This window comes from Trichococcus flocculiformis (assembly GCF_963662535.1).
Lineage (GTDB): Bacteria > Bacillota > Bacilli > Lactobacillales > Aerococcaceae > Trichococcus > Trichococcus flocculiformis.
This window is the reverse complement of sequence record NZ_OY759718.1, coordinates 2,879,656-2,900,290: the sequence shown is the minus strand read 5'-3', so window position 1 is coordinate 2,900,290 and position 20,635 is coordinate 2,879,656. Positions and strand designations below refer to the sequence as shown.

The 20,635-nt window shown below is 49.7% G+C and carries 18 protein-coding genes and 1 tRNA gene; 15 read left to right on the top strand and 4 right to left on the bottom strand.

Features of this window, described 5'->3' with window-relative positions; all coding sequences use genetic code 11:
- The first annotated feature begins 12 nt into the window (after positions 1 to 12).
- On the top strand, positions 13 to 1,224 hold the full coding sequence (locus ACKPCD_RS13770; RefSeq protein ID WP_321433542.1) for a hypothetical protein: 1,212 nt from the start codon (positions 13 to 15) through the stop codon (positions 1,222 to 1,224).
- Positions 1,225 to 1,312: 88 nt separating this feature from the next.
- Here ACKPCD_RS13770 and ACKPCD_RS13765 read toward each other — a convergent pair.
- Positions 1,313 to 1,384, bottom strand: a tRNA-Val gene (locus ACKPCD_RS13765).
- Positions 1,385 to 1,547: 163 nt separating this feature from the next.
- Here ACKPCD_RS13765 and ACKPCD_RS13760 point away from each other — a divergent pair.
- Positions 1,548 to 2,072 carry a YehS family protein gene (locus ACKPCD_RS13760; protein WP_086990262.1) on the top strand — a complete coding sequence of 175 codons (525 nt, stop codon included), beginning with the start codon at positions 1,548 to 1,550 and terminating at the stop codon, positions 2,070 to 2,072.
- Between the two features lie 240 nt (positions 2,073 to 2,312).
- Here ACKPCD_RS13760 and ACKPCD_RS13755 read toward each other — a convergent pair whose 3' ends face one another.
- Positions 2,313 to 3,272 (bottom strand): RluA family pseudouridine synthase, encoded by a 960-nt coding sequence (locus tag ACKPCD_RS13755; RefSeq protein ID WP_276642174.1) that lies wholly within the window; start codon positions 3,270 to 3,272, stop codon positions 2,313 to 2,315.
- A gap of 163 nt (positions 3,273 to 3,435) precedes the next feature.
- On the opposite strand from ACKPCD_RS13755, the gene ACKPCD_RS13750 reads away from it, so the two are divergent.
- Positions 3,436 to 5,889, top strand: a complete 2,454-nt coding sequence (locus ACKPCD_RS13750) for an ATP-binding cassette domain-containing protein (RefSeq protein ID WP_321433541.1) — start codon at positions 3,436 to 3,438, stop codon at positions 5,887 to 5,889.
- 340 nt (positions 5,890 to 6,229) lie between these two features.
- On the top strand, positions 6,230 to 7,162 hold the full coding sequence (locus ACKPCD_RS13745; protein ID WP_086989226.1) for a LysR family transcriptional regulator: 933 nt from the start codon (positions 6,230 to 6,232) through the stop codon (positions 7,160 to 7,162).
- Positions 7,163 to 7,297: 135 nt separating this feature from the next.
- On the opposite strand, the gene ACKPCD_RS13740 is transcribed toward ACKPCD_RS13745, so the two are convergent.
- The gene (locus ACKPCD_RS13740; RefSeq protein WP_321433540.1) at positions 7,298 to 8,404 is read right to left on the bottom strand and encodes a YncE family protein; all 1,107 of its coding nucleotides are present in this window, start codon (positions 8,402 to 8,404) and stop codon (positions 7,298 to 7,300) included.
- Positions 8,405 to 8,723: 319 nt separating this feature from the next.
- Between ACKPCD_RS13740 and ACKPCD_RS13735 the strand changes: the two genes are divergently transcribed.
- The 6 genes from ACKPCD_RS13735 (at position 8,724) to ACKPCD_RS13710 (ending at position 14,047) form a co-directional block, all read left to right on the top strand.
- A complete protein-coding gene (locus tag ACKPCD_RS13735) occupies positions 8,724 to 9,224 on the top strand; it encodes a hypothetical protein (RefSeq protein WP_068561933.1) in 501 nt (166 codons plus the stop codon).
- Between the two features lie 104 nt (positions 9,225 to 9,328).
- Positions 9,329 to 9,829 (top strand): GNAT family N-acetyltransferase, encoded by a 501-nt coding sequence (locus tag ACKPCD_RS13730; RefSeq protein WP_321433539.1) that lies wholly within the window; start codon positions 9,329 to 9,331, stop codon positions 9,827 to 9,829.
- 102 nt (positions 9,830 to 9,931) lie between these two features.
- Entirely contained in the window at positions 9,932 to 10,465 is a 534-nt protein-coding gene (locus ACKPCD_RS13725) for a GNAT family N-acetyltransferase (RefSeq protein WP_321433538.1), read from the top strand.
- 40 nt (positions 10,466 to 10,505) lie between these two features.
- Positions 10,506 to 11,627 carry a YibE/F family protein gene (locus ACKPCD_RS13720; protein WP_321433537.1) on the top strand — a complete coding sequence of 374 codons (1,122 nt, stop codon included), beginning with the start codon at positions 10,506 to 10,508 and terminating at the stop codon, positions 11,625 to 11,627.
- Entirely contained in the window at positions 11,624 to 12,385 is a 762-nt protein-coding gene (locus ACKPCD_RS13715; protein WP_321433536.1) for a YibE/F family protein, read from the top strand. The genes ACKPCD_RS13720 and ACKPCD_RS13715 overlap by 4 nt, the downstream gene beginning before the upstream one ends.
- 153 nt (positions 12,386 to 12,538) lie before the next feature.
- Entirely contained in the window at positions 12,539 to 14,047 is a 1,509-nt protein-coding gene (locus ACKPCD_RS13710; RefSeq protein ID WP_086989233.1) for a DUF1846 domain-containing protein, read from the top strand.
- 218 nt (positions 14,048 to 14,265) lie between these two features.
- Here the strand turns inward: ACKPCD_RS13710 and ACKPCD_RS13705 are convergent, their stop codons facing one another.
- Positions 14,266 to 14,706 carry an Lrp/AsnC family transcriptional regulator gene (locus ACKPCD_RS13705; protein WP_086989234.1) on the bottom strand — a complete coding sequence of 147 codons (441 nt, stop codon included), beginning with the start codon at positions 14,704 to 14,706 and terminating at the stop codon, positions 14,266 to 14,268.
- 261 nt (positions 14,707 to 14,967) lie between these two features.
- Here ACKPCD_RS13705 and ACKPCD_RS13700 point away from each other — a divergent pair, with 261 nt between their 5' ends.
- The 5 genes from ACKPCD_RS13700 to pabB all read left to right on the top strand — a co-directional run bounded on the left by ACKPCD_RS13700 (position 14,968) and on the right by pabB (position 20,634).
- Entirely contained in the window at positions 14,968 to 16,383 is a 1,416-nt protein-coding gene (locus ACKPCD_RS13700) for an aspartate ammonia-lyase (RefSeq protein ID WP_321433535.1), read from the top strand.
- 662 nt (positions 16,384 to 17,045) lie between these two features.
- Positions 17,046 to 17,717, top strand: coding sequence for a DUF3159 domain-containing protein (locus tag ACKPCD_RS13695; RefSeq protein WP_218142783.1), 672 nt, complete (start codon positions 17,046 to 17,048; stop codon positions 17,715 to 17,717).
- A gap of 30 nt (positions 17,718 to 17,747) precedes the next feature.
- Positions 17,748 to 18,449, top strand: a complete 702-nt coding sequence (locus ACKPCD_RS13690) for a molybdopterin-dependent oxidoreductase (protein WP_276645205.1) — start codon at positions 17,748 to 17,750, stop codon at positions 18,447 to 18,449.
- 219 nt (positions 18,450 to 18,668) lie between these two features.
- Entirely contained in the window at positions 18,669 to 19,280 is a 612-nt protein-coding gene (locus tag ACKPCD_RS13685; RefSeq protein WP_321433534.1) for an anthranilate synthase component II, read from the top strand.
- The gene (gene pabB, locus ACKPCD_RS13680) at positions 19,261 to 20,634 is read left to right on the top strand and encodes an aminodeoxychorismate synthase component I (RefSeq protein WP_321433533.1); all 1,374 of its coding nucleotides are present in this window, start codon (positions 19,261 to 19,263) and stop codon (positions 20,632 to 20,634) included. Before ACKPCD_RS13685 ends, pabB begins: the two co-directional genes overlap by 20 nt.
- Position 20,635: the final 1 nt, after the last annotated feature.

Genomic DNA, 20,635 nt, shown 5'->3' with positions numbered 1-20,635 from the left:
GACTGAATATAAATGAAAATAAAAAGATGTTGGCGCCGCGCTTTCATCGGCATCCTGACGGTTGTGGTGCTGTCCGCTTGCTCAGGATCGGATGAACAGACGGAAACGGAGGAATCGGAGAGCGCTTCGACAAGTTCGGCTGTAGAAGCGGTGACCTCAGAAGAGGCGGCCTCGAGTGAAACCTCGAATGAAGAGGAAACAGCGGTGATCCAGCCAGAAGATCCGGAAGCGATGGTGTATGAAGGGGATCTGGAACTTCCGGTCAACGGGGCGACTGGCTATGCTTCGGTCCGGGTGGATCTGAAGGCGACTGTTGATGCTGGAGCCGAGACGCTTGCGGCCTTGGAAGCGGGGACCGCTTTTGAGGTGGTGGAGGAAGTGGGTGATTGGTGGTATGTCCAGACCGAAACAGAGTCCGGCTGGGTGCAACATCTTTATTGTTTCATCAACCTTCCGGACGTGATCCCTTCCATCATCTATGACAACACCAACACATATGCATCCAAGTTCGTTTCTTCCGGAAAAACGATTCCCGGCATCACGGGTCAGTCGCTGTACGATGGGAAAGCATACAATGTGCGTCTGGGCAAAGTGTCCGATATCGTGCCGGTGCTATACAGCATGTCAAAGAAAATCCATTTGGCGCAGCAAGCAGCTTTGGAAGAGGGGAATACTTTGGTCATCTATGAGGGGTACCGTCCATTTTTTGCCCAAAAGCTGACAGTGGATGCTTTGACAACCTTGGCTGCGGCCGATCCGGAAGTGATGGCGGGCATCAATACCCATCCTTGGGATACCAACTGGTTTATCGCGACAAGCATTTCGAATCATCAGATGGGCTATGCCATCGATGTCACTTTGGCGAAAATTACGGAACAGCAGGAATTCGTCATCGGCGACTATACGGCGACCGCCGTAACGGGCTATACGGAATATACCATGCCGACAACCATCCATGAATTGAGCATGGCTTCGGCTACGTTCACCGGACCGGTCAAATCCAGCTCGCCGACAGCGTGGCTCCAAGCCAACTTGGCTGATACGATGAATGAGGCGGCGATTCTCCTGCAGCGCTATTGCACCGATGCCGGACTGACCCCTTTGGCTTCGGAATGGTGGCATTTCAATGATCTGGACGCGCGCTTCGCTACCGAAGACAACAGCAGCAAAGGCGAGTACTTATTGGATGCAACGATGAGCGAGGCTCCGGAAGCGGCCGAATGAGGAATAAACAAGGCTCAAAATGGACATAAAAAGAGGCACAATCGAATTTCTCGATCGTGCCTCTTTCCTATTTTGTACTGAAGCTTGATGGTCCCTACTGGGATTGAACCAGCGACCCCTACCATGTCAAGGTAGTGCTCTCCCGCTGAGCTAAGGAACCGTTAAACAGATGAATCACCTGCTCGTATATCTGATTATAACATATTTGCGCGAGAAGTGAAGAGGTAAATTAAAAAAATGTGGAGCGAATAAGGCATGCATTCCACATGACAACAAGGTATACTGGAAAAGGATAATTTTACAGGAAAATTTGGAGGTTTAATATGGACAACAATGATATACTGATCCGCTTGCGCTATGCGCTGGACATCAAGGACGCGGATATGGTGGAAGTGTTCCGTTTGGGTGGACTCGAAGTGACGAAGGAAGCCGTGCAAAAGATGCTCAAGAATCCAAAGAAAGATGAAGCAACTGACGCTGCGGGCGCAGCTGCACCGTCAGGCGATGATCAACTGGCTTGCGATAATGCGACACTGGAATCGTTCTTGAACGGACTCATCACTTCTCAACGCGGTAAACCGCAAGCGAAGCCCGGCGAACCGGAACCAAAGCCGGAATTTCTGCTGAACAACGGAAACGTCAACAATCTGCTGCTGAAGAAAGTCAAAATCGCGCTGACTTTGACAAACGAAGACATGCTGGAAATTCTGGAATCGGCAGGCGTCACCGTTTCGAAAAGCGAACTGAGCGCGGTCTTGCGCAAAGAAGGGCACCGCAACTACAAGCCTTGCGGCGATCGTTATGCGCGTAATTTCCTGAAAGGGCTGGCGTTGCGTTACCGCGGATAGGCTGGAATTGAATTTATGTTGAAATAAACCGCCAAAATGGTTTTGGCGGTTTATTTTAGTTCAAACCACAGTCTGAAAACCCGCCAAAGCCACTTTGGCGGGCAAAAACGTCCGCGGACAACGCTAGATTCCCTGTCAAAGCCATTTTGGCGGAGAATGCTCAGATGGTCTGCGACCATCCTGCGCTTCTTCGCTCCAGTGATCCGGGCTTAAACGCCTATTGACCCACTCTCTTTCTTCTTATTTCGAATACAGCAGAAAGGCTTTCGGCACCGGTGCGCTGAAGCGGACGAGCTCACCGGTCGCAGGATGGATGAAAGCGAGTGTGGTAGCGTGCAGCCCCAAACGCTTCATCGGATTGGTACGGGCACCGTATTTCTTATCTCCGGCAACCGGATGGCCCAAGGATTCCATGTGGACGCGGATCTGATTCTTGCGTCCGGTCTCCAGCTCCACTTCCAAGAGCGAATATTCCTTGTTTGCGCGGATCTTGCGGTAATGGGTCACGGCATGCTGGCCGCCGTTGTCTTTCGGACTGGAATGAACCTTCATGGCTTTGCTCTCGGTCAGCCACGAGGAAATCGTGCCTGCATCCTTCTTGATTTCGCCCTCGACCAGAGCGGTATAGATGCGTTCTTTGACGATTTCTTTCCAATTATTTTGCAGCTTTTCTTTCAGCTCTTCGGATTTTGCGAACAGCATGACGCCGGATGTATCCCGGTCCAGGCGATGCACGACGAATATCCGGTTTGCTTTGTTGTCTTCTTTGACGTATTGGCTTAATTGGCGGTAAGCGGTTGGTTCTTTAGGATCGTCGGTTGCCATCGATAACAGGCCGGCATCCTTATTGATCACAATGATGGCTTCATCCTCAAACAGGATCTTGAGGCCTGACAGGGACGTTTTTTTGAGGGCTTCCTTGTTCGCCAAAATGCCGACAGTCTGCCCGGGTTCCAAGGGATGGTTGTGCTTGGTGATGGTCTTCCCGTCTACAGTCACTTGTCCGCGGGTAAGGATTGATTTGACTGAGTTGCGGCTTTGCTTGCTGAGGATCTGCAGCAAGAAGGGCAACAATTCGCTCGGTTCGGTCACAGGGTATTGGGTGACCCCTTTGGTGGACGGGCTTTTTTGGGGTTCTGTCGCCTTGACCTGACGATTGCGTTTATTGTTATTTGTATTCTTTTGGTTTGTTTTTTTCATCTGATTTCGCTCCTGACTCTGTTCGCCGCCTGAGTATCGCGGTCGTCTCTCTTCTGAAGTATAACAGAAAACTGAGCATCCATCCCGCCTAATCAGGACAAAAATGCAGCAAGTGGCATATAATTGAAACAAAAGGATATCAAAAGGAAGCGAGGGAGCAGTCATGGAATACATAAGCATCAGCGGTGCCAAGGAAGGCAATCTGAAGAACATCAGCGTGGACTTGCCGCGGAACAAATGGATCGTCCTCACAGGGGTATCCGGTTCCGGGAAAACGACTTTGGCGATGGATGTGCTTTATCAGGAGTGCCAACGTCAATATCTGGAAGCAATCGGCTACCAAGGTATACGCAAGCCGGATATCGATGCGATCCGAAATGTGTCCCCCGCTATCCAAATCCAGCAGCAAGCCTACAATAAAAATCCGCGTTCGACTGTGGGAACGGTCACTGACATCTATACCGATCTGCGGATGCTGTACGAGAAGTTGAGCACAAGGGACTGCCCGGCTTGCGGGAAGGAATTCAGTTCGGCGGATTGCCGTGAGGAAACCGAAAAGACCGCTGATGACTTCAAGGTGTTCCAGTATTGTCCGCATTGCGCTCAGCGGATGGAAAAGCTGACCCGCACCCATTTTTCCTACAACACCCGTGAAGGGGCCTGCGCCACCTGCCAAGGTTTGGGGGAGGTAATGACAGTTGCTGAAGGGAAAGTGCTGCATGAAGAGCTGTCGCTTGAAGAGGGTGCGGTCATATTTTGGGAAAAACGCTACCGGGATTACCAGGTGCAGGCGCTGGTTGCCGCGTGTGACCATTACGGCATGCCGCTGAAACTAAATACCCCTGTTCGATATTTTACGCCTGCACAGCGCGTGCTGTTGCTGCAAGGTGCTGAAAGTGAAACGGTGCGTCGGTTATTCCCGGATGTGCCGGTGCCCCGGACGATTGCCGAAGGCCGCTTTGAAAGTGTGTTGCCGAACCTTTGGCGCAGAATGGCAGATCAAAAAGGGACTTCCAAACTCCGGGAAGCCTACTTTGAATCTGCTATCTGCCCGGAATGCCACGGCGAACGACTGAACGAGCTAAGCAGGAACGTGACCGTGAAGAGGATGCGCTTGCCTGGATTGTCCGCGTCATCATTGACCGGTCTCGTGGATTGGATCCGCGAACTTGATGCAAATCTGACGCATTCGGAACAACTATTGGCGGGCGTCTATGTGGCGGATCTGAAGACTAAGCTGAAACGGATCCTCAAGTTGGGATTGGGCTATCTGTCGCTCGACAGGCAAACCATGACACTTTCAGGAGGGGAAGCACAACGGCTAAGGCTGGCGGCTGTACTCGATTCGGATCTGACGGGTGTCGTCTATATCCTGGATGAACCGACAATCAGTCTGCATCCAAAAGATACGGAAGGGCTCCTGACTGTCCTGCGCTCGCTGAGGGATAAAGGCAATACGGTCCTCGTCATCGAACATGATACAGCTGTCATGGCGGCAGCGGATTACCTGATTGATATCGGTCCGGGAGCCGGGAAATATGGGGGCGAAGTCATCGGATCGGGAACGCTGAAGCAAATCAAAGATCAAGCGACATCCGTCACCGGCGCCTATCTCAACAGCAAGCCTGAAGCGCGCGACCTTTTCCGCAAAGGTTCCGGTGATTTCATCGAGGTGAGCCAAGCGAACAAGCATAGCCTGCGGAACCTGACAGTCCGTTTCCCTATCGGTTGTCTGGTTTGTGTCACTGGCGTATCAGGGTCCGGGAAATCGACACTCGTGTTCGATGTGCTGGCGAAAGGGGACACTGGCCCTTCGGAGGAAGCGGATCAGGTGAGCGGGACCGGCTCATTCGACCGGATTGTCGTCGTGGAACAGGCCCCGCTCACCCGGATGAAACGTTCGAATGTCGCGACCTATTCGGATGCCTACACGGAAATCCGGAAAATTTTCGGCCAACAGCAGACTGCCATTGATAAGGGAATGACAGCCAATCACTTTTCCTTCAATGTGAAAGGGGGGCGCTGCGATCATTGCGAAGGCTTGGGGGTCGTCACTAACAACCTGTTGTTTTTTGAAGACCAGCAAGTCCCTTGTCCCGTCTGTTTGGGTAAACGCTTCAAGGATGAAGTCTTGTCCGTGACCTATCGTGGCCATTCAATCACTGCGGTGCTGGGGTTGTCGGTTGAGGAAGGTGCGGAACTGTTTGCGGATTCGCCCAAAATCAGTGCCATCCTGAAACTGCTCCAGGAGGTCGGCCTCGGATACCTCGAGCTCGGCCAAACGACAACGACTTTGTCAGGCGGGGAAGCGCAACGGCTCAAGCTGGCAGTGGAACTCCTGGCAAATCGGGGGAAAAAGAATCTTTATTTGATCGATGAACCGACTACTGGTCTGCACCCGCTCGATGTCGAAAAATTCCTGAGATTGTTGGATCGGATGGTCGGTTCCGGCAGCACAGTGATCGTTGTGGAACACAATCAACAGATCATCGCGGCTGCGGATTGGATCATCGACCTTGGTCCGGGTGGCGGAACTGCCGGCGGGAAAGTCATTGCGGAAGGGACCCCATCTGATATCCGGAGAGACAAAAATTCGGTGACGGGAAAATTCATTTAAGGCCGAAAAAGTGAAAATGATTGACAGATGCCGGGAAAATCGCTATCTTATTAGAAAGCGATGAGGACAGAAGGGGAGGCAGAACCATGCAGAAGATGATGTGTTGTATGTGCGGATGTAAGAAACATGCAGGAATATTCTTATCATCTTTTGGTCTCCACAACCGGGTGTTTTTGCCGGCTTTGTAAAGGGGATTATGGGGCAGATTGTGCATCCGCATCCAAGTGAAGCGCTGAAATGATGATGAATACTCGTGCATGTGTGTTTTGTTGACGCGCATGCACTTTTTTTGTGGAAACGATGGGACCCCATCGGAAAATAGAGCCAAGGAGGCAAAAATATGAACCTGCAACAATTGCGTTATGTCATCACAGTAGCGAAATACGGCACTTTTCGGGAGGCCGCAAGGCAATTATATATGGCGCAGTCCAGTCTGTCGTCAAGCATCAAAGATCTGGAGGAAGAATATGGCATCCAGATCTTCGAGCGTTCCAAAAAAGGGATCGAAATAACCAAAGAAGGGGCTATGCTTTTGGAATTCGCCGATCAGATCGTAGCCCAAGCGGACCAATTGGATTACCGCTATCTGTCTGCGACCGAAAACAGGAGACTTTTTTCCGTCTCCAGCCAGCACTATGATTTTGCTTCGGAAGGCTTTGCCCGACTGGTTTCGGAAAAGAAGGAAGAATCATTGAATTTCCGTTTCCTGGAGACGAGCACCTCGAAAGTGATGGAAGACGTGCGGGATGCCGTCAGCGAAGTCGGCTTCATCTATCTGAATGATTTCAACGGGAAGGTCATCAAGCAGTATCTCGAAGCCTTCGACCTGAAATTCGATCCGTTGATCGCGTTCCAACCGCATGTGTTCCTCAGCGAATTCCATCCGTTGGCGAAGAAGGAGAGAATAACGCAGGAGGAACTCCATCCGTACCCTGTCATTTCCTTCGATCAAAGCAAAAATAGCACCTTGCAGTTGATGGAAGAATCGATCCAAGTCGATCAAAATGCTCAGCGGATCAGTGCCAGTGACCGCGCAACCGTATTGAATCTGCTGTCCGTGACGAATGGTTACTTGGTCGGATCCGGTCTCCTGAAATCAAACACGCAGGACCATATCGTCGTGGTGCCGATGGATGTCGATCAAAAAAATACCATCGGCTTCATTTATTCGAAAGTGCGTCCGCTCAGCAAAATCTCCAAGCGCTACATGGAAATCGTAAGGGAACTGTTGGAGGGAGATCAACGCATCGAACTGACGGATCATGTAGACTGAAACATCCATATTACCGGTTGTCCGACTCTATGCGGATATCGGACAAAGAATCACAAATTCTAAGCCGCAAAAATATAGCAGCCAACCCCAAACAAACAGGAGGCAGTCCCGCAAGCGGGATAACCTCCTGTTTGTTCATTCTGCGAACAGCGAATCGATTTCCACTCGCAGTACCCGGTCGATGCTTGGGTTGCCATGGGTGCGGTAAGGGTAAGCACCTGATTCGAAGAGAATGTAGAGCTGCTTCCCGTCCACGGCAATCTGTTCCAGATAGGACGGCATCGTGATTTCGGTGCTGGCGTTCTTGTCGGTGAAATTTTCGGTTTCCTTCAAGCGATCGAAAGAAAGTAGCGTCGAGTCCTTCTTTCTGCCGGCAGAGCGCGACAGCATCAGCTTTTCGCGATAAAAAGCCAGACCTTGGATCTCTTTGCCGATCTTGTCGACATCGTCGGGATAAGCCTCTTCTGTGCTTTTTCCTGTATCGAGCGCATGGACTTCCTTTCCGTCCTCGTCTTCTGTTGTGGAAATGAGGTAGCGGTGCATGACACTTGTCTCTTCTTCATCGAAATGCGCCACGTAGAGGTCATCGCCGTGGACCGTGATCGTTGAAGCGCGTTTGATGTCAGGCAGTTCGATGCTGTCCGTATAGGTAATCGGTTCAGCGGAATCCGCGAAGTCATAGGCTTCAATATCCTTCAAAGACAGAGTGATGACCTGCGCAGTGTCGCCTTTTTCCGAGGTGACCCAGAGCAGCTCATGGTTGTTGTCGTAGGCGAGGCCGCCTGCATGCGGAATGCCGTCCAAGACGATTTCCTTGATGAAGGAACCGCTCTTTTTTTCAAGCACATAGATGACGGAATTGTGTTCTTTGGTTTGGCAATAAGCCGATATGAACAGGTAATCTTTGTTGACGGCCAAACCTTGCGGCGTCATGGTGGTGCAGATGTCCGCTTCTTCGTGTTCATGATGGAGCGTCAAAGTGGCATCCATTCCCGGGATGATGAAAATGTTGTCTTCCGGATCGATGCCATCCTCTTCAAAAGCCGCTCGGTACAGTTCGGGATAGTCGGACAATCCCTCCTTTAGTTCATCCAGTGAACCGAGGCTGGCTTCCGTGTTCGTTTCTTCGGCAAAAGTCAACCGTTCGATTTTTCCGTTCTTTGTGAAGAGAACGAGTGTAAGAATGCCTGCAATCACGATGCCGATGAGGGCGAACTTCAATTTTCCCATTTTCCTTGCCATATGATCACTTCCTAAACTATATATTTCGACAAATTTGTTATTGTATATAGTTTACTATAGGAGTTTATCAGTAACCAACGAAAAGCCTCTGGTGCAAAGGCAAGTGAGGAATATCTGTCCTTACAAAAGCATTTTTTGATGCAGTAAAATAAAACTATTGAAGTATTGATAATAGTTGGGAATGTTATCCAGTCTGAAATCGAGTACCTATCCATAATAATGTAGATAACGTATAATAGAAGGACGCAATCAGGCGCAGCGCAATCGGCCTGAGGAAGGTATCAACACTACCAATATTGAACAGAAAGAGGATTTTACCATGTCGAAGTTAGGTTTGCAGCTCAGCCCGGCAGACAGCGAAAGCAAATGTTGGGTGGCGGAAATTACCGGAGCGGACGAAGTATACATTTTAAAAAGAGACTTCATCCCGGCCGAACCGGAAGGCGGATGGATCCTCTACGATGGCTGGTACCAGCTGAATGGAGCGGTGCCCGGTGTCACGGAGTTCAAAAAAGAATATATCCGCATCAAGGACGGAAAAGTCAGAAGGAACCTTCCATTCCGGGAACTCGTCGAAAGCCTGGATGAAATAAAAGCCGGTGAAGGCCCTCGTGTTGAAAGGATGCGCAAGGAAATCATCGCCATTTTGGATGAAATCAAAGAAGCGGCCTACTGTGAGCCTGTGGTGGAGGGCATCGAAAAACAAAAGGAAGATTTGGACATGGCGGATGAGCCGGATCAAATCAAAAACGCGCTCTACATGCTGAAAAAACAAAAGCAATCCTATATCCAGCAGTACCGAAAGATGTTCAACCTATAAAGAACGGAATCACCAAAAATGAAGAAAGACAGCAAAAAATACTGAAAACAATAAAATTTCCGGTATAATCTTATTTAAATGGAAAAATGGAAGGCGGTGGAGCAATGATCAGAAAAGCAATGCCAGCGGATCTGCCTGCAATCATGGAAATCATCAATGAGGCGAAAGTCACACTGAAGGCATCCGGCATCGATCAATGGCAAAAAGGGTACCCGAACGAAGCGGTCATTCTTCAGGATATGGCCGGAGGGTACAGCTATATCTACTTGCGGGACGGTATCCCAGCGGCAACTTTTGCATTTTTTTACGGCGAGGATCCTACCTATGAAGTCATCACCGAAGGCCAATGGCTGACGGATAATCCTTACACGGTCATCCATCGCATCACGATCAAAGGTACATTCCGTGGTCAGGGTGTTCTTGGGGAAATCGTCGCATGGGCTGGGGATGAATCGCGTAAAAGAGGCTATACGAGTATGCGCATCGATACGCATCCCGACAACAAAAGCATGCAGCGGGCCCTGCAGAAAGCCGGCTACACCTACTGCGGCCACATCCTGACGAGCATCGGCGATATGCGTTGGGGGTACGAAAAGCTACTGTAAAAAGAACTCTGCAGATTTTCAAGAAGGATTGCGCCTGACCAAGAGGCGCAATCCTTTTCGCATGGAATGGTCGACCAGCGGAAACGATGAGGAGATAATGAAATGAACGTGCAACTAAAAAATTTACCATTGAACGAGGAACTGATCCAGGCAGTGCGCCGTTGGGAAAATGACCCGGCTATTTCACCGTTCATCACGCCGCACTATCTTGAAACAAGTGAGCTGCCGTTGGTGACGGAAAGCGATGTCCGCGAGAGCCTGTCCAATCCGGACAAACGCAATTATTTCATCTGCGTGGATGACAAGCCGATCGGGATTGCATCGATCATCCGTGACTTTCCTGCCCTGTTGAAGAATGACGGGAAAACAGCTTGGCTGGGAATCTATATCGGCGAACCGGATTGGCGCAACAAAGGCATCGGCAAAACGGTCATGGCTCTGTATGAAGAGGAATGCCGGAGTCTCGGCTATCGGCGCATCGAACTGGGGGTGTTTTCCCACAATGCCGGCGCAATCAGATTGTATGAAAGATCCGGCTTCACACAAATAGGCGTCATTCCTCACTTCACCTATTCACAAGGCCAATGGCGCGACGACATCCGAATGGAAAAGATTCTCTGTCACAATCTAGGATAAAATCCATGCGGCAATCTATTGGAGGGAGGAAAAACAACGGATGAAAAAAGGAGTGCTGGTTAGATCTAAACGAATATTACTGACCTTCTTTGCGGCGTTGTTGGGGCTGCTGACACTATTCAGCTATCATAACTACGCATGGTACGAAGAACCGATCGCCAAAATAACCGCAGCGGAAGCTGTTGGAACCGATGAAACGGTTGGTGCAGGTCAGGAAAACTATCCCATATACAACCAAAAACTGACGGCTGTACTGATGAACGGGGAGTCGAAAGGGACGCAAGTCGTGATAGAAAACAACTATTCCGACTCACTTGCCTATAGCCAGATGTACCGTTCAGGGGATGAAGTGTTCCTTTCCTTAAGCGAGCGTGCTTCGGGTACCCTGACAGGTAAAATTTCCGGAATAAAGCGGGATAAATATGTTGTCCTTTTTGGATCCTTATTTCTTTTCGTATTGGTGGCGGTAGCGGGGAAAAAAGGTCTGCTTTCCCTCGTCAGTATTGCAGGGAACATATTGCTGTTCAATATCGCTTTGGACAGCTATGAAATTGCAGATAACGCACAGCTATTATGGATAAGCAGTGCTGCAGTGATCGGATGGACCGTCCTGACACTGCTCTTGGTCAGCGGCCGAAACAGAAAGACTTACGCGGCTATCCTTTCTACTTTGATCGGAACATTCCTGACTTTGATCATCGCTTATGGGGTCATTGCCGGGACGAACGGGCAAGGCCTGCGCTATGAGGAAATGCAGTTTGTGACGCATTACCCGCGACGAATCTTCCTATCCAGCATATTGATCGGATCGTTGGGTGCGGTGATGGATGTCGCCATTACGATGACCGCGGCCATTCAGGAACTGTACGAAAAAGACCCCGCAATATCCGGCAAAGCTTTATTCCAGTCGGGACGCGAAATCGGCAAGGACATCATGGGAACGATGGCAAATGTGTTGCTTTTTGCCTATGTTAGCGGAGCGATTCCGACGCTCGTTTTTTATCTGGAGAACGGCTCCGATGTGTTCCATACCTTTTCGATGCAATTATCTTTGGAAATCACCCGAGCTTTGGCGGGCAGTTTGGGTATCGTTTTGACGGTTCCGTTGGCAATGCTCACAGCTGTCCGTCTGATTCCCAAGAAAGCGGGTGATCGGCGATGAGCGTGCAACTGGTATTGGCGCTGTTGCTTTTGCTGCTGATGGTTGTAGTGGGCGGCAGACGTGGTATTTCTTCGTTCCTGTCGTTGTTTTTCAACTTTGCTGTCCTCTATGTATTGGTGTTGCTGTTGATAAATGGCTTTCCTGCACTTGTTGTTACCCTGCTGGCTTGTGCGGTGGTCAGCTACATCAATTTATTCTACATAAACGGCGTGAATGTTAAAACGAAGGCGGCCTTTATTGCGACGATCGTTACGACTTTTTTTTTGTTGTTACTGACTATTGTTGTGCATCGGTTTGCGATGATCCAGGGCTTCGGTCCCGAGGAAGTGGAGGAGTACACCACGCTTTCCTTTTTTGTGAATGTTGATTTTGTCCAAATCGGAATTTGTACCATGATAACCGGAACGATAGCTGCCATTACGGACACGGCTATCTCCATTTCATCTTCATTGTATGAGGTCTATAACTGCAATCCGCAGTTGGGGGAAAAAGAATTATTCCGTTCGGGGATGACAATCGGAAAGGACATCATCGGAACAACGACGAATACGCTCTATTTTTCTTTCGTCGGCAGTTATCTCGCACTTTTTCTCTGGTTCAGGGACCTGTCTTATCCTTTCGGGGAGGCGCTGAACGCAAAAGTGCTCGTTTCGGAAGTCCTTTCCATGTTCGTCATCGGCATCGGAGTGACCGGCATTATCCCACTCACCGCGTGGGTTACGGCTCACATGTTGTTGAACGAATCATCGCGGGATTAAAATGCTTATTGCCAATCAAAGAAATTGCTCTATAATAGTTAGAGTTGAAAACAAAGCTTTTTGGATGAGGCAGATCATACAGTTTCGCATCCGGGAAGAGACGCATAATAGTAAGTATACAGATACACCATTCAGACAATCGGAGGAAAACAGATGAAAAAAATCGGCTTTGATCCACAGAAGTACATTGAAGAGCAATCGAAATATATTCTCGAACGGGTCAACAATTACGATAAATTGTATCTTGAATTCGGAGGGAAACTGATCGGCGACAAGCATGCGAAACGCGTATTGCCTGGTTTCGATGAAGACGCAAAAATCAAATTGCTGCAGAAACTAAAAGACCAAGCGGAAATTTTGATTTGTGTATATGCGGGGGATATCGAACGCAATAAAATCCGCGGCGACTACGGCATCACTTATGATATGGATGTCTTCCGCTTGATCGACGAGCTGAGGGATTATGGATTATCCGTCAACAGTGTCGTCATCACGCGCTATAACGGACAACCGGCCACTAAAGTGTTCATCAACAAACTCGAAAAACGCGACATCAAAGTCTATACCCATGGCGCCATCGAAGGTTATCCTTCCAATATCGAAAAGATCGTCAGCGAAGAGGGGTTCGGCCAGAACACTTATATTCCGACGACCAAGCCGATTGTCGTCGTTACCGCTCCGGGTCCCGGCAGCGGCAAGTTGGCTACCTGCTTGAACCAACTGTACCACGAACGCCGTCAAGGGCGCGTGGCCGGCTATTCTAAATTCGAGACTTTCCCGGTCTGGAATGTTCCTTTGAAGCACCCGCTGAACATTGCCTATGAAGCCGCAACAGTCGATCTGAAGGATGTCAACATGATGGACAACTATCATTTTGAGACTTACAACGAAGTGGCAGTCAACTACAACCGTGATCTGGAGACTTTCCCGGTCATCAAACGGATCATCGAGCGCATCACCGGCAAGGAATCCGTCTACCAATCACCGACTGACATGGGCGTGAACCGAGTAGGCTTCGGCATCACCGATGATGAAGCGATCCGTGAAGCGTCGAAGCAGGAAATCATCCGCCGCAGCTTCGACACGGAATGCGACTATAAGAAAGGTTTGAGTGATGAAGAGACGCGCGATCATATGCGTCTGATCATGGAAGAACTTGAGCTGAAGCAGGAAGACCGCGCACCAGTAAAACCTGCCCGCGCATACGCGGAACGCTTGATGAAACGTACGGTTGACAACGAAATTCCTGCGGTCATCGCTTTCGAATTGAACGACGGAAGAATCATCACCGGCAGGACTTCCGATCTGATGGATGCTTGTTCCTCAGCCATCTTGAACGCTATCAAAGCCTTGGCGAACATTTCCGACGACATCCTGTTGTTGTCTCCGGTCATTCTCGAGCCAATCAAAAAGCTGAAGAGCGATGGCTTGCACAAGCGCATCCCGACATTGACTGCGAACGAGATCCTGATCGCGCTATCCATATCAGCGGTCACGAATCCGACAGCCCAGTTGGCTTACGATAAACTTTCCGAGCTGAAGGATGTGCAAGCCCATTCGACGGTCATCCTTAACAAAGATGATGATCAGATCCTCCGGAATCTTGGCCTCGACATCACCTGCGATCCGGTTTACCCATCCGAGAATCTTTACTACGTATAATAGAGTGTGATGAATCGCGTTTAGACACCCGTACGTTGAAGAAACCAGCTGCCGTTCACCTCTTTTGTGGACGACAGCTGGTTTCGAAACGGTAGTGGTGTCTGCGAATCAGAACACGTTTGCGATAAATCGTCAGAATCCAATTTCAAAGGCTATCCGCTCCCTATCATTTTCGGGAGCGGATAGCTTTTTTTCGGGGCTGATGCGGATCGTTATTGTCATTGGTCCTCAAAATGGATGCCCCTGGGACCGACCGAGGTTGAGAAGACGATCTGCGTGTAGGTCTTGCCGAACTGCTGCAGTTCGCCGATGAAAGTATCCAATTCCTTCGTCGTCGGAAAGGCGACCTTCAGGAGCATCGAAAATTCTCCGGTCACGCAGTTGCATTCCAACACATTCGGGATGCCTTCCACGAATGGATAAAATACCGGCTTTTGCTTGGGATCGACCTCCAGATTGATGAAAGCTTTGATGTTGTAACCCAGCGCCTGAAGGTTCACGTGAGCGCCGTAATCAGTGATGATGCCGTTCCGCTCCAGCTGGGCGATCCTTGCGGAAATCGCCGGCGAAGACAAAAAAGTGGCCTCACCGATTTCCTTCAGCGAAGCCCGCGCATTCGTCTGCAGAATGTTCAAAATTTGTTTATCGATTTTATCCATTGGAGGTTCCTTCCTTTTTCTTGTTTGCTTTGTATTCTTAAGATTTTATATCATACCTATCATGGGAAGCAAACCAATACTGACATGTCTTAAGAAAATAAAGTTATATCGGAAACAGCATGGGATTCTTCTGTGAAAAGGTCGAATATGCAGGTTTTGTTCGCAACTTCTTGTGAGTTGTTTTAATCAGTTTGTCAAGGTGGTATTGTTTCCTCTATGAAGTACAGAGAAGTACAGAAAAATTTCAGGGGGCAAACAGAGATGAATATGAGAATTGAAGCGGACTCGATCGGAACGTTGGCAGTACCCACAGAAGCGTATTATGGTGTGCAATCATCGCGTGCAAAGGAAAATTTTGCCATCACGGGCACGAATCTGCATCCGGAATTGGTCAAAAGCTTGGCACGGATCAAGAAAGCCGCAGCTGTCGTGAACGCTCAATCCGGGAACCTGACAGCCGTTAAAAAGGATGCGATTGTCCAAGCCTGCGACGAAATTATGGCGGGATATTTTCATGAAGCCTTCATCGTGGATGCCATCCAAGGCGGTGCCGGTACTTCAGCCAATATGAACGCCAACGAAGTCATCGCCAATCGCGCCATCGAAATATTGGGTGGGAGAAAAGGCGACTACCGCATCGTTCATCCAAATGATGATGTGAATCTTTGCCAGTCCACCAACGATGTCTTCCCGACAGCGGGTAAAATGACCGTGCTGCAAATTCTGCCTGAGCTGATTGCCGAACTGGAAAAGTTGGAGAGCGCATTGGGTGAAAAGGCCGAAGCATTTTCCGGGGTCATCAAGATGGGGCGTACGCAAATGCAGGATGCGGTCCCGACTACGTTGGGGCGGACGTTCCGGGCTTATCAATCCTTCGTCAAGAGGGATATCCGCCACCTCATGAATGCCGCGGAAGAGATGAAGATCCTTAATCTCGGCGGGACCGCAATCGGTAATACCATCAATGCGACGCCGGAATACCTGGAAAACATCACAGCTTTTGTGAGCGAGGAAGTGGGGATTGCTTTCACGCAGGCGGATGACTTTTTCGATGCGACCCAGAACGTGGATGGCTTTGTCAGGGTCTCGGCGGCAATCAAGACGGCGGCGGTGAACTTGTCGAAGATGAGCAATGATCTGCGCTTGTTGTCGAGCGGACCGAAGGCGGGCATCGGTGAAATCAATTTGCCTGCCAAGCAAAACGGCTCTTCGATCATGCCGGGAAAAGTAAATCCGGTGATACCCGAAGTCGTTTCGCAAGTCGCTTTCCGCGTAATCGGAAACGATTTGACCATCACGATGGCCGCCGAATCGGGTCAGCTGGAGCTGAATGCCTTCGAACCGATCATTTTCCATTCGCTGTTTGAATCAATCGACTGCTTGACGCATGCAGTCGCCACTCTGACCGCCAATTGCATCACAGGGATCCAAGCGAATGAGATGATCTGCTACAAACAGGTGGAGGAGAGCGCCGGTATTGCGACCGCCCTTTGCCCGACAATCGGGTACCAAAAAGCCAGCGCAATCGCCAAAGAATCACTGGAGACAGGGAAAACAGTCAGGGAATTGGTGCTTGAAAAAGGCTTGTTAACAATTGCGGAAACGGACAGCATCCTCGATCTAAAGCACATGGCCGGCATCCCAGCTGCGATGTTGCTGAGGGATAAAGTCATCTGAGCGACAAATGAAAAGCAAGCCCGGGAGATGATCCTGGACTTGTTTTTTTGTTGGACATATAGGAATTTATAAAATTTTTTCAACTCAAAAGTGCATCACCGTAGGTGTTTCACAAGTTTGCAACATGATTCATGCATCTAAAATGATGTCCAGCTTCACGGGTTAGCCCTTCGGAAAAAGGATATAGGAACCTCTTGTCTCTGCGAGCCAAGACATACTGTTCGACTAACCTGCTGACGCAGGAAGTCTCTCAGCAATTGCGCTCTGCGATGCTCAGTTGCATGGGACTCTTAGGGATTCATCCCTTAGAGCCCCAGTACAAGGTGACCGTAGGGAACGTTGCGTGGACAGATTTCCTAAATTGTCATGACTCTTGCGATTTCAATCGCTTAATCCTGTCATCAGGCCATCCAACTGATTTCGTAGTGAGGCCCTCTGATGTCGCACTGTGACATCAGAGTACTTGACCGATTAGGTCACAGTGTTTCCTTAATCAGGGCTGAACGAACCCGTTCAGCTTTCCTTATTGAATTGGATCAGGTGCCAAGTTTCCGGATAACACCGGTTTCTGATAAATGCTTTCCTTGCTTGGAAATAGTATAATTGGGGCACATAGAAAGGCTGATTTTCAGATTTACAGAAAATGGGGAGGGGATGATGATTTGAAAACCAGAGTCAAGGAAATTTCGGAAGAATTGAAATTAGTCATCTCAGGGAAGACGGTCGATGCTGTATTGCCGCCCTTACTGTTTGCCGTGGTCAACAGCCGTTATCAGTTGACTGTCGCCAGTATTATGGCTATTGCTTTGGCTTTGCTGTTGGCCATCATCCGGTTGGCACGGAAGCAACCGTTGCGCTATGCCATGGGTGGTTTGGTCGGGGTTATGTTTGCCTCCGCAATCGCTTATTTTTCCAATAATGCCGCTAATTATTACCTGCCCAAAATAATGTCCAGCGCCATGTTCGTGTTGGCGGCGTTGGTGAGCCTCATCATGGGGAAACCGATGGCCGCTTTGACGAGCCATCTGACGCGCGGGTGGGATCTGGAATGGTATTGGCGTAAGGACGTGAAGCCGGCCTATCAAGAAGTGACAATCATTTGGTTACTGTTTTTTCTGATGCGATTGGCTTTGCAGGTCATTCTTTTCCGACGCGGTGATGTTGCCGAGTTGGCTTGGACAAATACGCTCCTGGGACTTCCGTTCACGCTTGCTGGATTGATCCTTAGCTATCTTTACGGCATTTGGCGTCTCCGCAACCTGAAAGGGCCCAGCGTGGAAGAACACCGGGAAGGCAAGCAGCAGCCGTGGGAAGGGCAGACACGTGGTTTTTAGTCGGAAGGGTTTCGGAAAGAAGGCATTTTGATGAAAAAAGTGAAAAAAGTCGGAGCAAAGTGCCACTATAATAATCGAATTCTCAATAAATGCCTAGTTCTGTTGCTTAGTCTGTTATTTTTTGGTTGTGGAACATCGAATGATGACACTTCAAGCCAAACTGATCTTCAAGAACTGACCAAAATAGAGGTGACCGAATACGAGGGGAAAGATTTATCTTCCTTGACCGATTTTCGGGAAAACTCCATCAAGGGCCCGCAATATATAAACACCGATGTCTACACGCTGACGATCGATGGTTTGGTCGAGCAGCCAAATTCCCTGACCTACGACGAAGTGCTGGATAATCAGAAGTACACGAAGGTTGTGACCTTGCATTGCGTGGAAGGATGGAGCGTGGATATCCTTTGGGAAGGGATCCTGCTTGCGGATCTATTCGAAGCAGTGGACATTCAAGAAAGCGCCGATACGGTCATTTTTCATTCAGAGGATGGCTACAGTACAGCCTTGCCGTTGCAGACGATCATGGACAGGCAACTGATGATCGCCTACAAGATGAACGGTGTTGTCCTGCCGCCGGAAAGAGGCTTTCCGTTCCAACTGGTGGCGGAGGATAAACTGGGATACAAATGGATCAAATGGATCACCCGCATCGAACTGTCCGATGACGCGAACTATAAAGGGTATTGGGAACAGCGCGGCTTTGACAATGAGGCGGATGTCAACCCGTAAAAAGAGTGACGACAGTGAGGGCAGGTTGTAACCGCGTATGCTGCCGATTTCGGGAAAGACAGAATGGCTGGGGCAGTTGTCCTGGTCATTTTTTCGTCAGAAGTCAGTTTTCCCAAAACTATAGGCTGGAGTCTCGGCATTTGGTATGATGGACCTATCATTTTAGGAGATTTGACAGAAAGAACGATAGAAAAAATAACAATGATGATGAGGGACCGTATGATACTTGTAATAGATAATTATGATTCCTTCACCTACAATCTCGTCCAATATCTGAGGCAATTGGATAAGACTGTTGTGGTGAAACGGAACGATAAAATAACAATCGAAGAGATAGCGGCACTGAATCCGCTGATGATCCTGATTTCTCCGGGTCCGAAGACACCAAATGAAGCGGGCATCAGTCTGGCTGTCGTCAGACATTTCGCAGGAACGATCCCGATTCTGGGTATCTGCTTGGGTCACCAAACGATTGCAGAGCTGTTCGGCGCGGAAATCGTGAAGGCGAAAGAGCCTGTCCATGGCAAAGTGCATGCCATCCAACACACAGACAAAGGCGTCTTTCAAGGCTTGAAAAACCCGCTGAATGTCACAAGATACCATTCCCTGATCGTGGCAAATGGGAGCTTACCGGAAGCGCTGGAAGTCACTGCCTGGACAGAAGCTGGCGAAATCATGGGCTTTCTTCACCGGGAAGAGCTGATCGAGGGGGTTCAGTTCCATCCCGAGGCGATTCTGACGGAGCACGGTTTGGATATGTTGCGCAACTTTTATGGGCGCGCCCAAAAAAAGCGGGAAGGGGTGATTTTCGATGAAAAAAAGAGCGACTGATATCGTGATCAAGGAAATCGTCACCGGGCTTTCGAGCTTCGAACTCTTTTCTTTGTTCCGCGACCGCAAGCATTGTTTTTTCCTGGACAGCGGCATGGATCCGGGGAAATTGGGACGCTATTCCTTCATCGGATTCGATCCCGAACGGACGCTGACTGCCAAAGCGGGCGTAGATTCGTTCGAAGAATTGAAAGCATTGCTGGAAGACTATCAGCTGGACTATACGGGGGAACTCCCTTTCATCGGCGGAGCTGTCGGCTACTTCGGCTATGAACTGCGCCATCAAGTGGAACGGTTGCCGAAGGAAGCGCACGATGACGTCCAGATCCCTGACAGATTCTTCGGCATTTATGACGGGGCGATTGTGGTGGACCACCTTTTTGGAAAAGTCCATCTTGCCTCGCCGGGGTTCTTCGGTAATCCGGAAAAGTGGGTGGCTGAGGTGGAAAAAACCATCGTGGCTGCGGAGGGGATGAGATTCCCTCTCCGTGCCTTGGAGTTGGCCAGTGAAGCCAGACCAAAGCTCACCGCGAACATGACAAAAGACTATTATTTGGATGCAATCGCGCGTATCAAGGAATATATCCGGTCCGGCGACATCTATCAGGTCAACATGACCCAACGCTTCCAGTGCCGGACGGAAGCATCGCCCTACGAGCTGTACACGCGTTTGCGCGACATCAACCCGGCTCCATTTGCCGCCTACATCGACTTCGGCATGGGTCAGCTATTGAGCAGTTCGCCTGAACGGTTCCTGCAAATCCGCAACGGCAAGGTACAGACGCGGCCGATCAAAGGTACCCGGCCACGCGGCGCTACCGAGCAGGAGGATAGCGCCAATCGCCAAGAATTGCTGGAAAGCGAGAAGGACCGTGCCGAATTGCTGATGATCGTCGATCTTATGCGCAATGATTTGGGTCGAGTCTGTAAAACCGGCAGCGTCAAGGTAACGGAAATGTATCATATCGAAGACTACAGCACCGTTTTTCAGCTTGTTTCGACAGTCGAAGGGGAGTTGGAGGAAGGCCTCCACGCGCTCGATTGCATCAAAGCCGCCTTCCCGGGCGGATCGATAACGGGTGCGCCGAAAATCAGGGCGATGGAAGTCATCGATGAAATCGAACCGACGCAACGCAACATCTATACCGGATCGATCGGCTATGTCGGGTTCAACGGCGATGCCGATCTGAACATTGTCATCCGGACGATCCTCCAAAAGGGAGATACTGCCTATTTTCAGGTCGGCGGCGGTATCGTCTGGGATTCGGATGCGGAAATGGAATACGAAGAGACGCTTGTGAAGGCGAAGGCACTCATCGAAGCGCTGCAGGCGGAATTACCGGAAGGAGAATGAC

Bases quoted from the DNA above. Each gene is read 5' to 3' on its own strand.
- ACKPCD_RS13740 (WP_321433540.1), bottom strand. From the start codon at position 8,404: ATGGCAAGGAAAATGGGAAAATTGAAGTTCGCCCTCATCGGCATCGTG.
- ACKPCD_RS13700 (WP_321433535.1), top strand. From the start codon at position 14,968: ATGAATATGAGAATTGAAGCGGACTCGATCGGAACGTTGGCAGTACCC.
- ACKPCD_RS13710 (WP_086989233.1), top strand. From the start codon at position 12,539: ATGAAAAAAATCGGCTTTGATCCACAGAAGTACATTGAAGAGCAATCG.
- ACKPCD_RS13760 (WP_086990262.1), top strand. From the start codon at position 1,548: ATGGACAACAATGATATACTGATCCGCTTGCGCTATGCGCTGGACATC.
- ACKPCD_RS13730 (WP_321433539.1), top strand. From the start codon at position 9,329: ATGATCAGAAAAGCAATGCCAGCGGATCTGCCTGCAATCATGGAAATC.
- ACKPCD_RS13690 (WP_276645205.1), top strand. From the start codon at position 17,748: ATGAAAAAAGTGAAAAAAGTCGGAGCAAAGTGCCACTATAATAATCGA.
- ACKPCD_RS13720 (WP_321433537.1), top strand. From the start codon at position 10,506: ATGAAAAAAGGAGTGCTGGTTAGATCTAAACGAATATTACTGACCTTC.
- ACKPCD_RS13725 (WP_321433538.1), top strand. From the start codon at position 9,932: ATGAACGTGCAACTAAAAAATTTACCATTGAACGAGGAACTGATCCAG.
- ACKPCD_RS13770 (WP_321433542.1), top strand. From the start codon at position 13: ATGAAAATAAAAAGATGTTGGCGCCGCGCTTTCATCGGCATCCTGACG.
- ACKPCD_RS13715 (WP_321433536.1), top strand. From the start codon at position 11,624: ATGAGCGTGCAACTGGTATTGGCGCTGTTGCTTTTGCTGCTGATGGTT.
- ACKPCD_RS13750 (WP_321433541.1), top strand. From the start codon at position 3,436: ATGGAATACATAAGCATCAGCGGTGCCAAGGAAGGCAATCTGAAGAAC.
- ACKPCD_RS13745 (WP_086989226.1), top strand. From the start codon at position 6,230: ATGAACCTGCAACAATTGCGTTATGTCATCACAGTAGCGAAATACGGC.
- ACKPCD_RS13755 (WP_276642174.1), bottom strand. From the start codon at position 3,272: ATGAAAAAAACAAACCAAAAGAATACAAATAACAATAAACGCAATCGT.
- pabB (WP_321433533.1), top strand. From the start codon at position 19,261: ATGAAAAAAAGAGCGACTGATATCGTGATCAAGGAAATCGTCACCGGG.
- ACKPCD_RS13685 (WP_321433534.1), top strand. From the start codon at position 18,669: ATGATACTTGTAATAGATAATTATGATTCCTTCACCTACAATCTCGTC.
- ACKPCD_RS13705 (WP_086989234.1), bottom strand. From the start codon at position 14,706: ATGGATAAAATCGATAAACAAATTTTGAACATTCTGCAGACGAATGCG.
- ACKPCD_RS13735 (WP_068561933.1), top strand. From the start codon at position 8,724: ATGTCGAAGTTAGGTTTGCAGCTCAGCCCGGCAGACAGCGAAAGCAAA.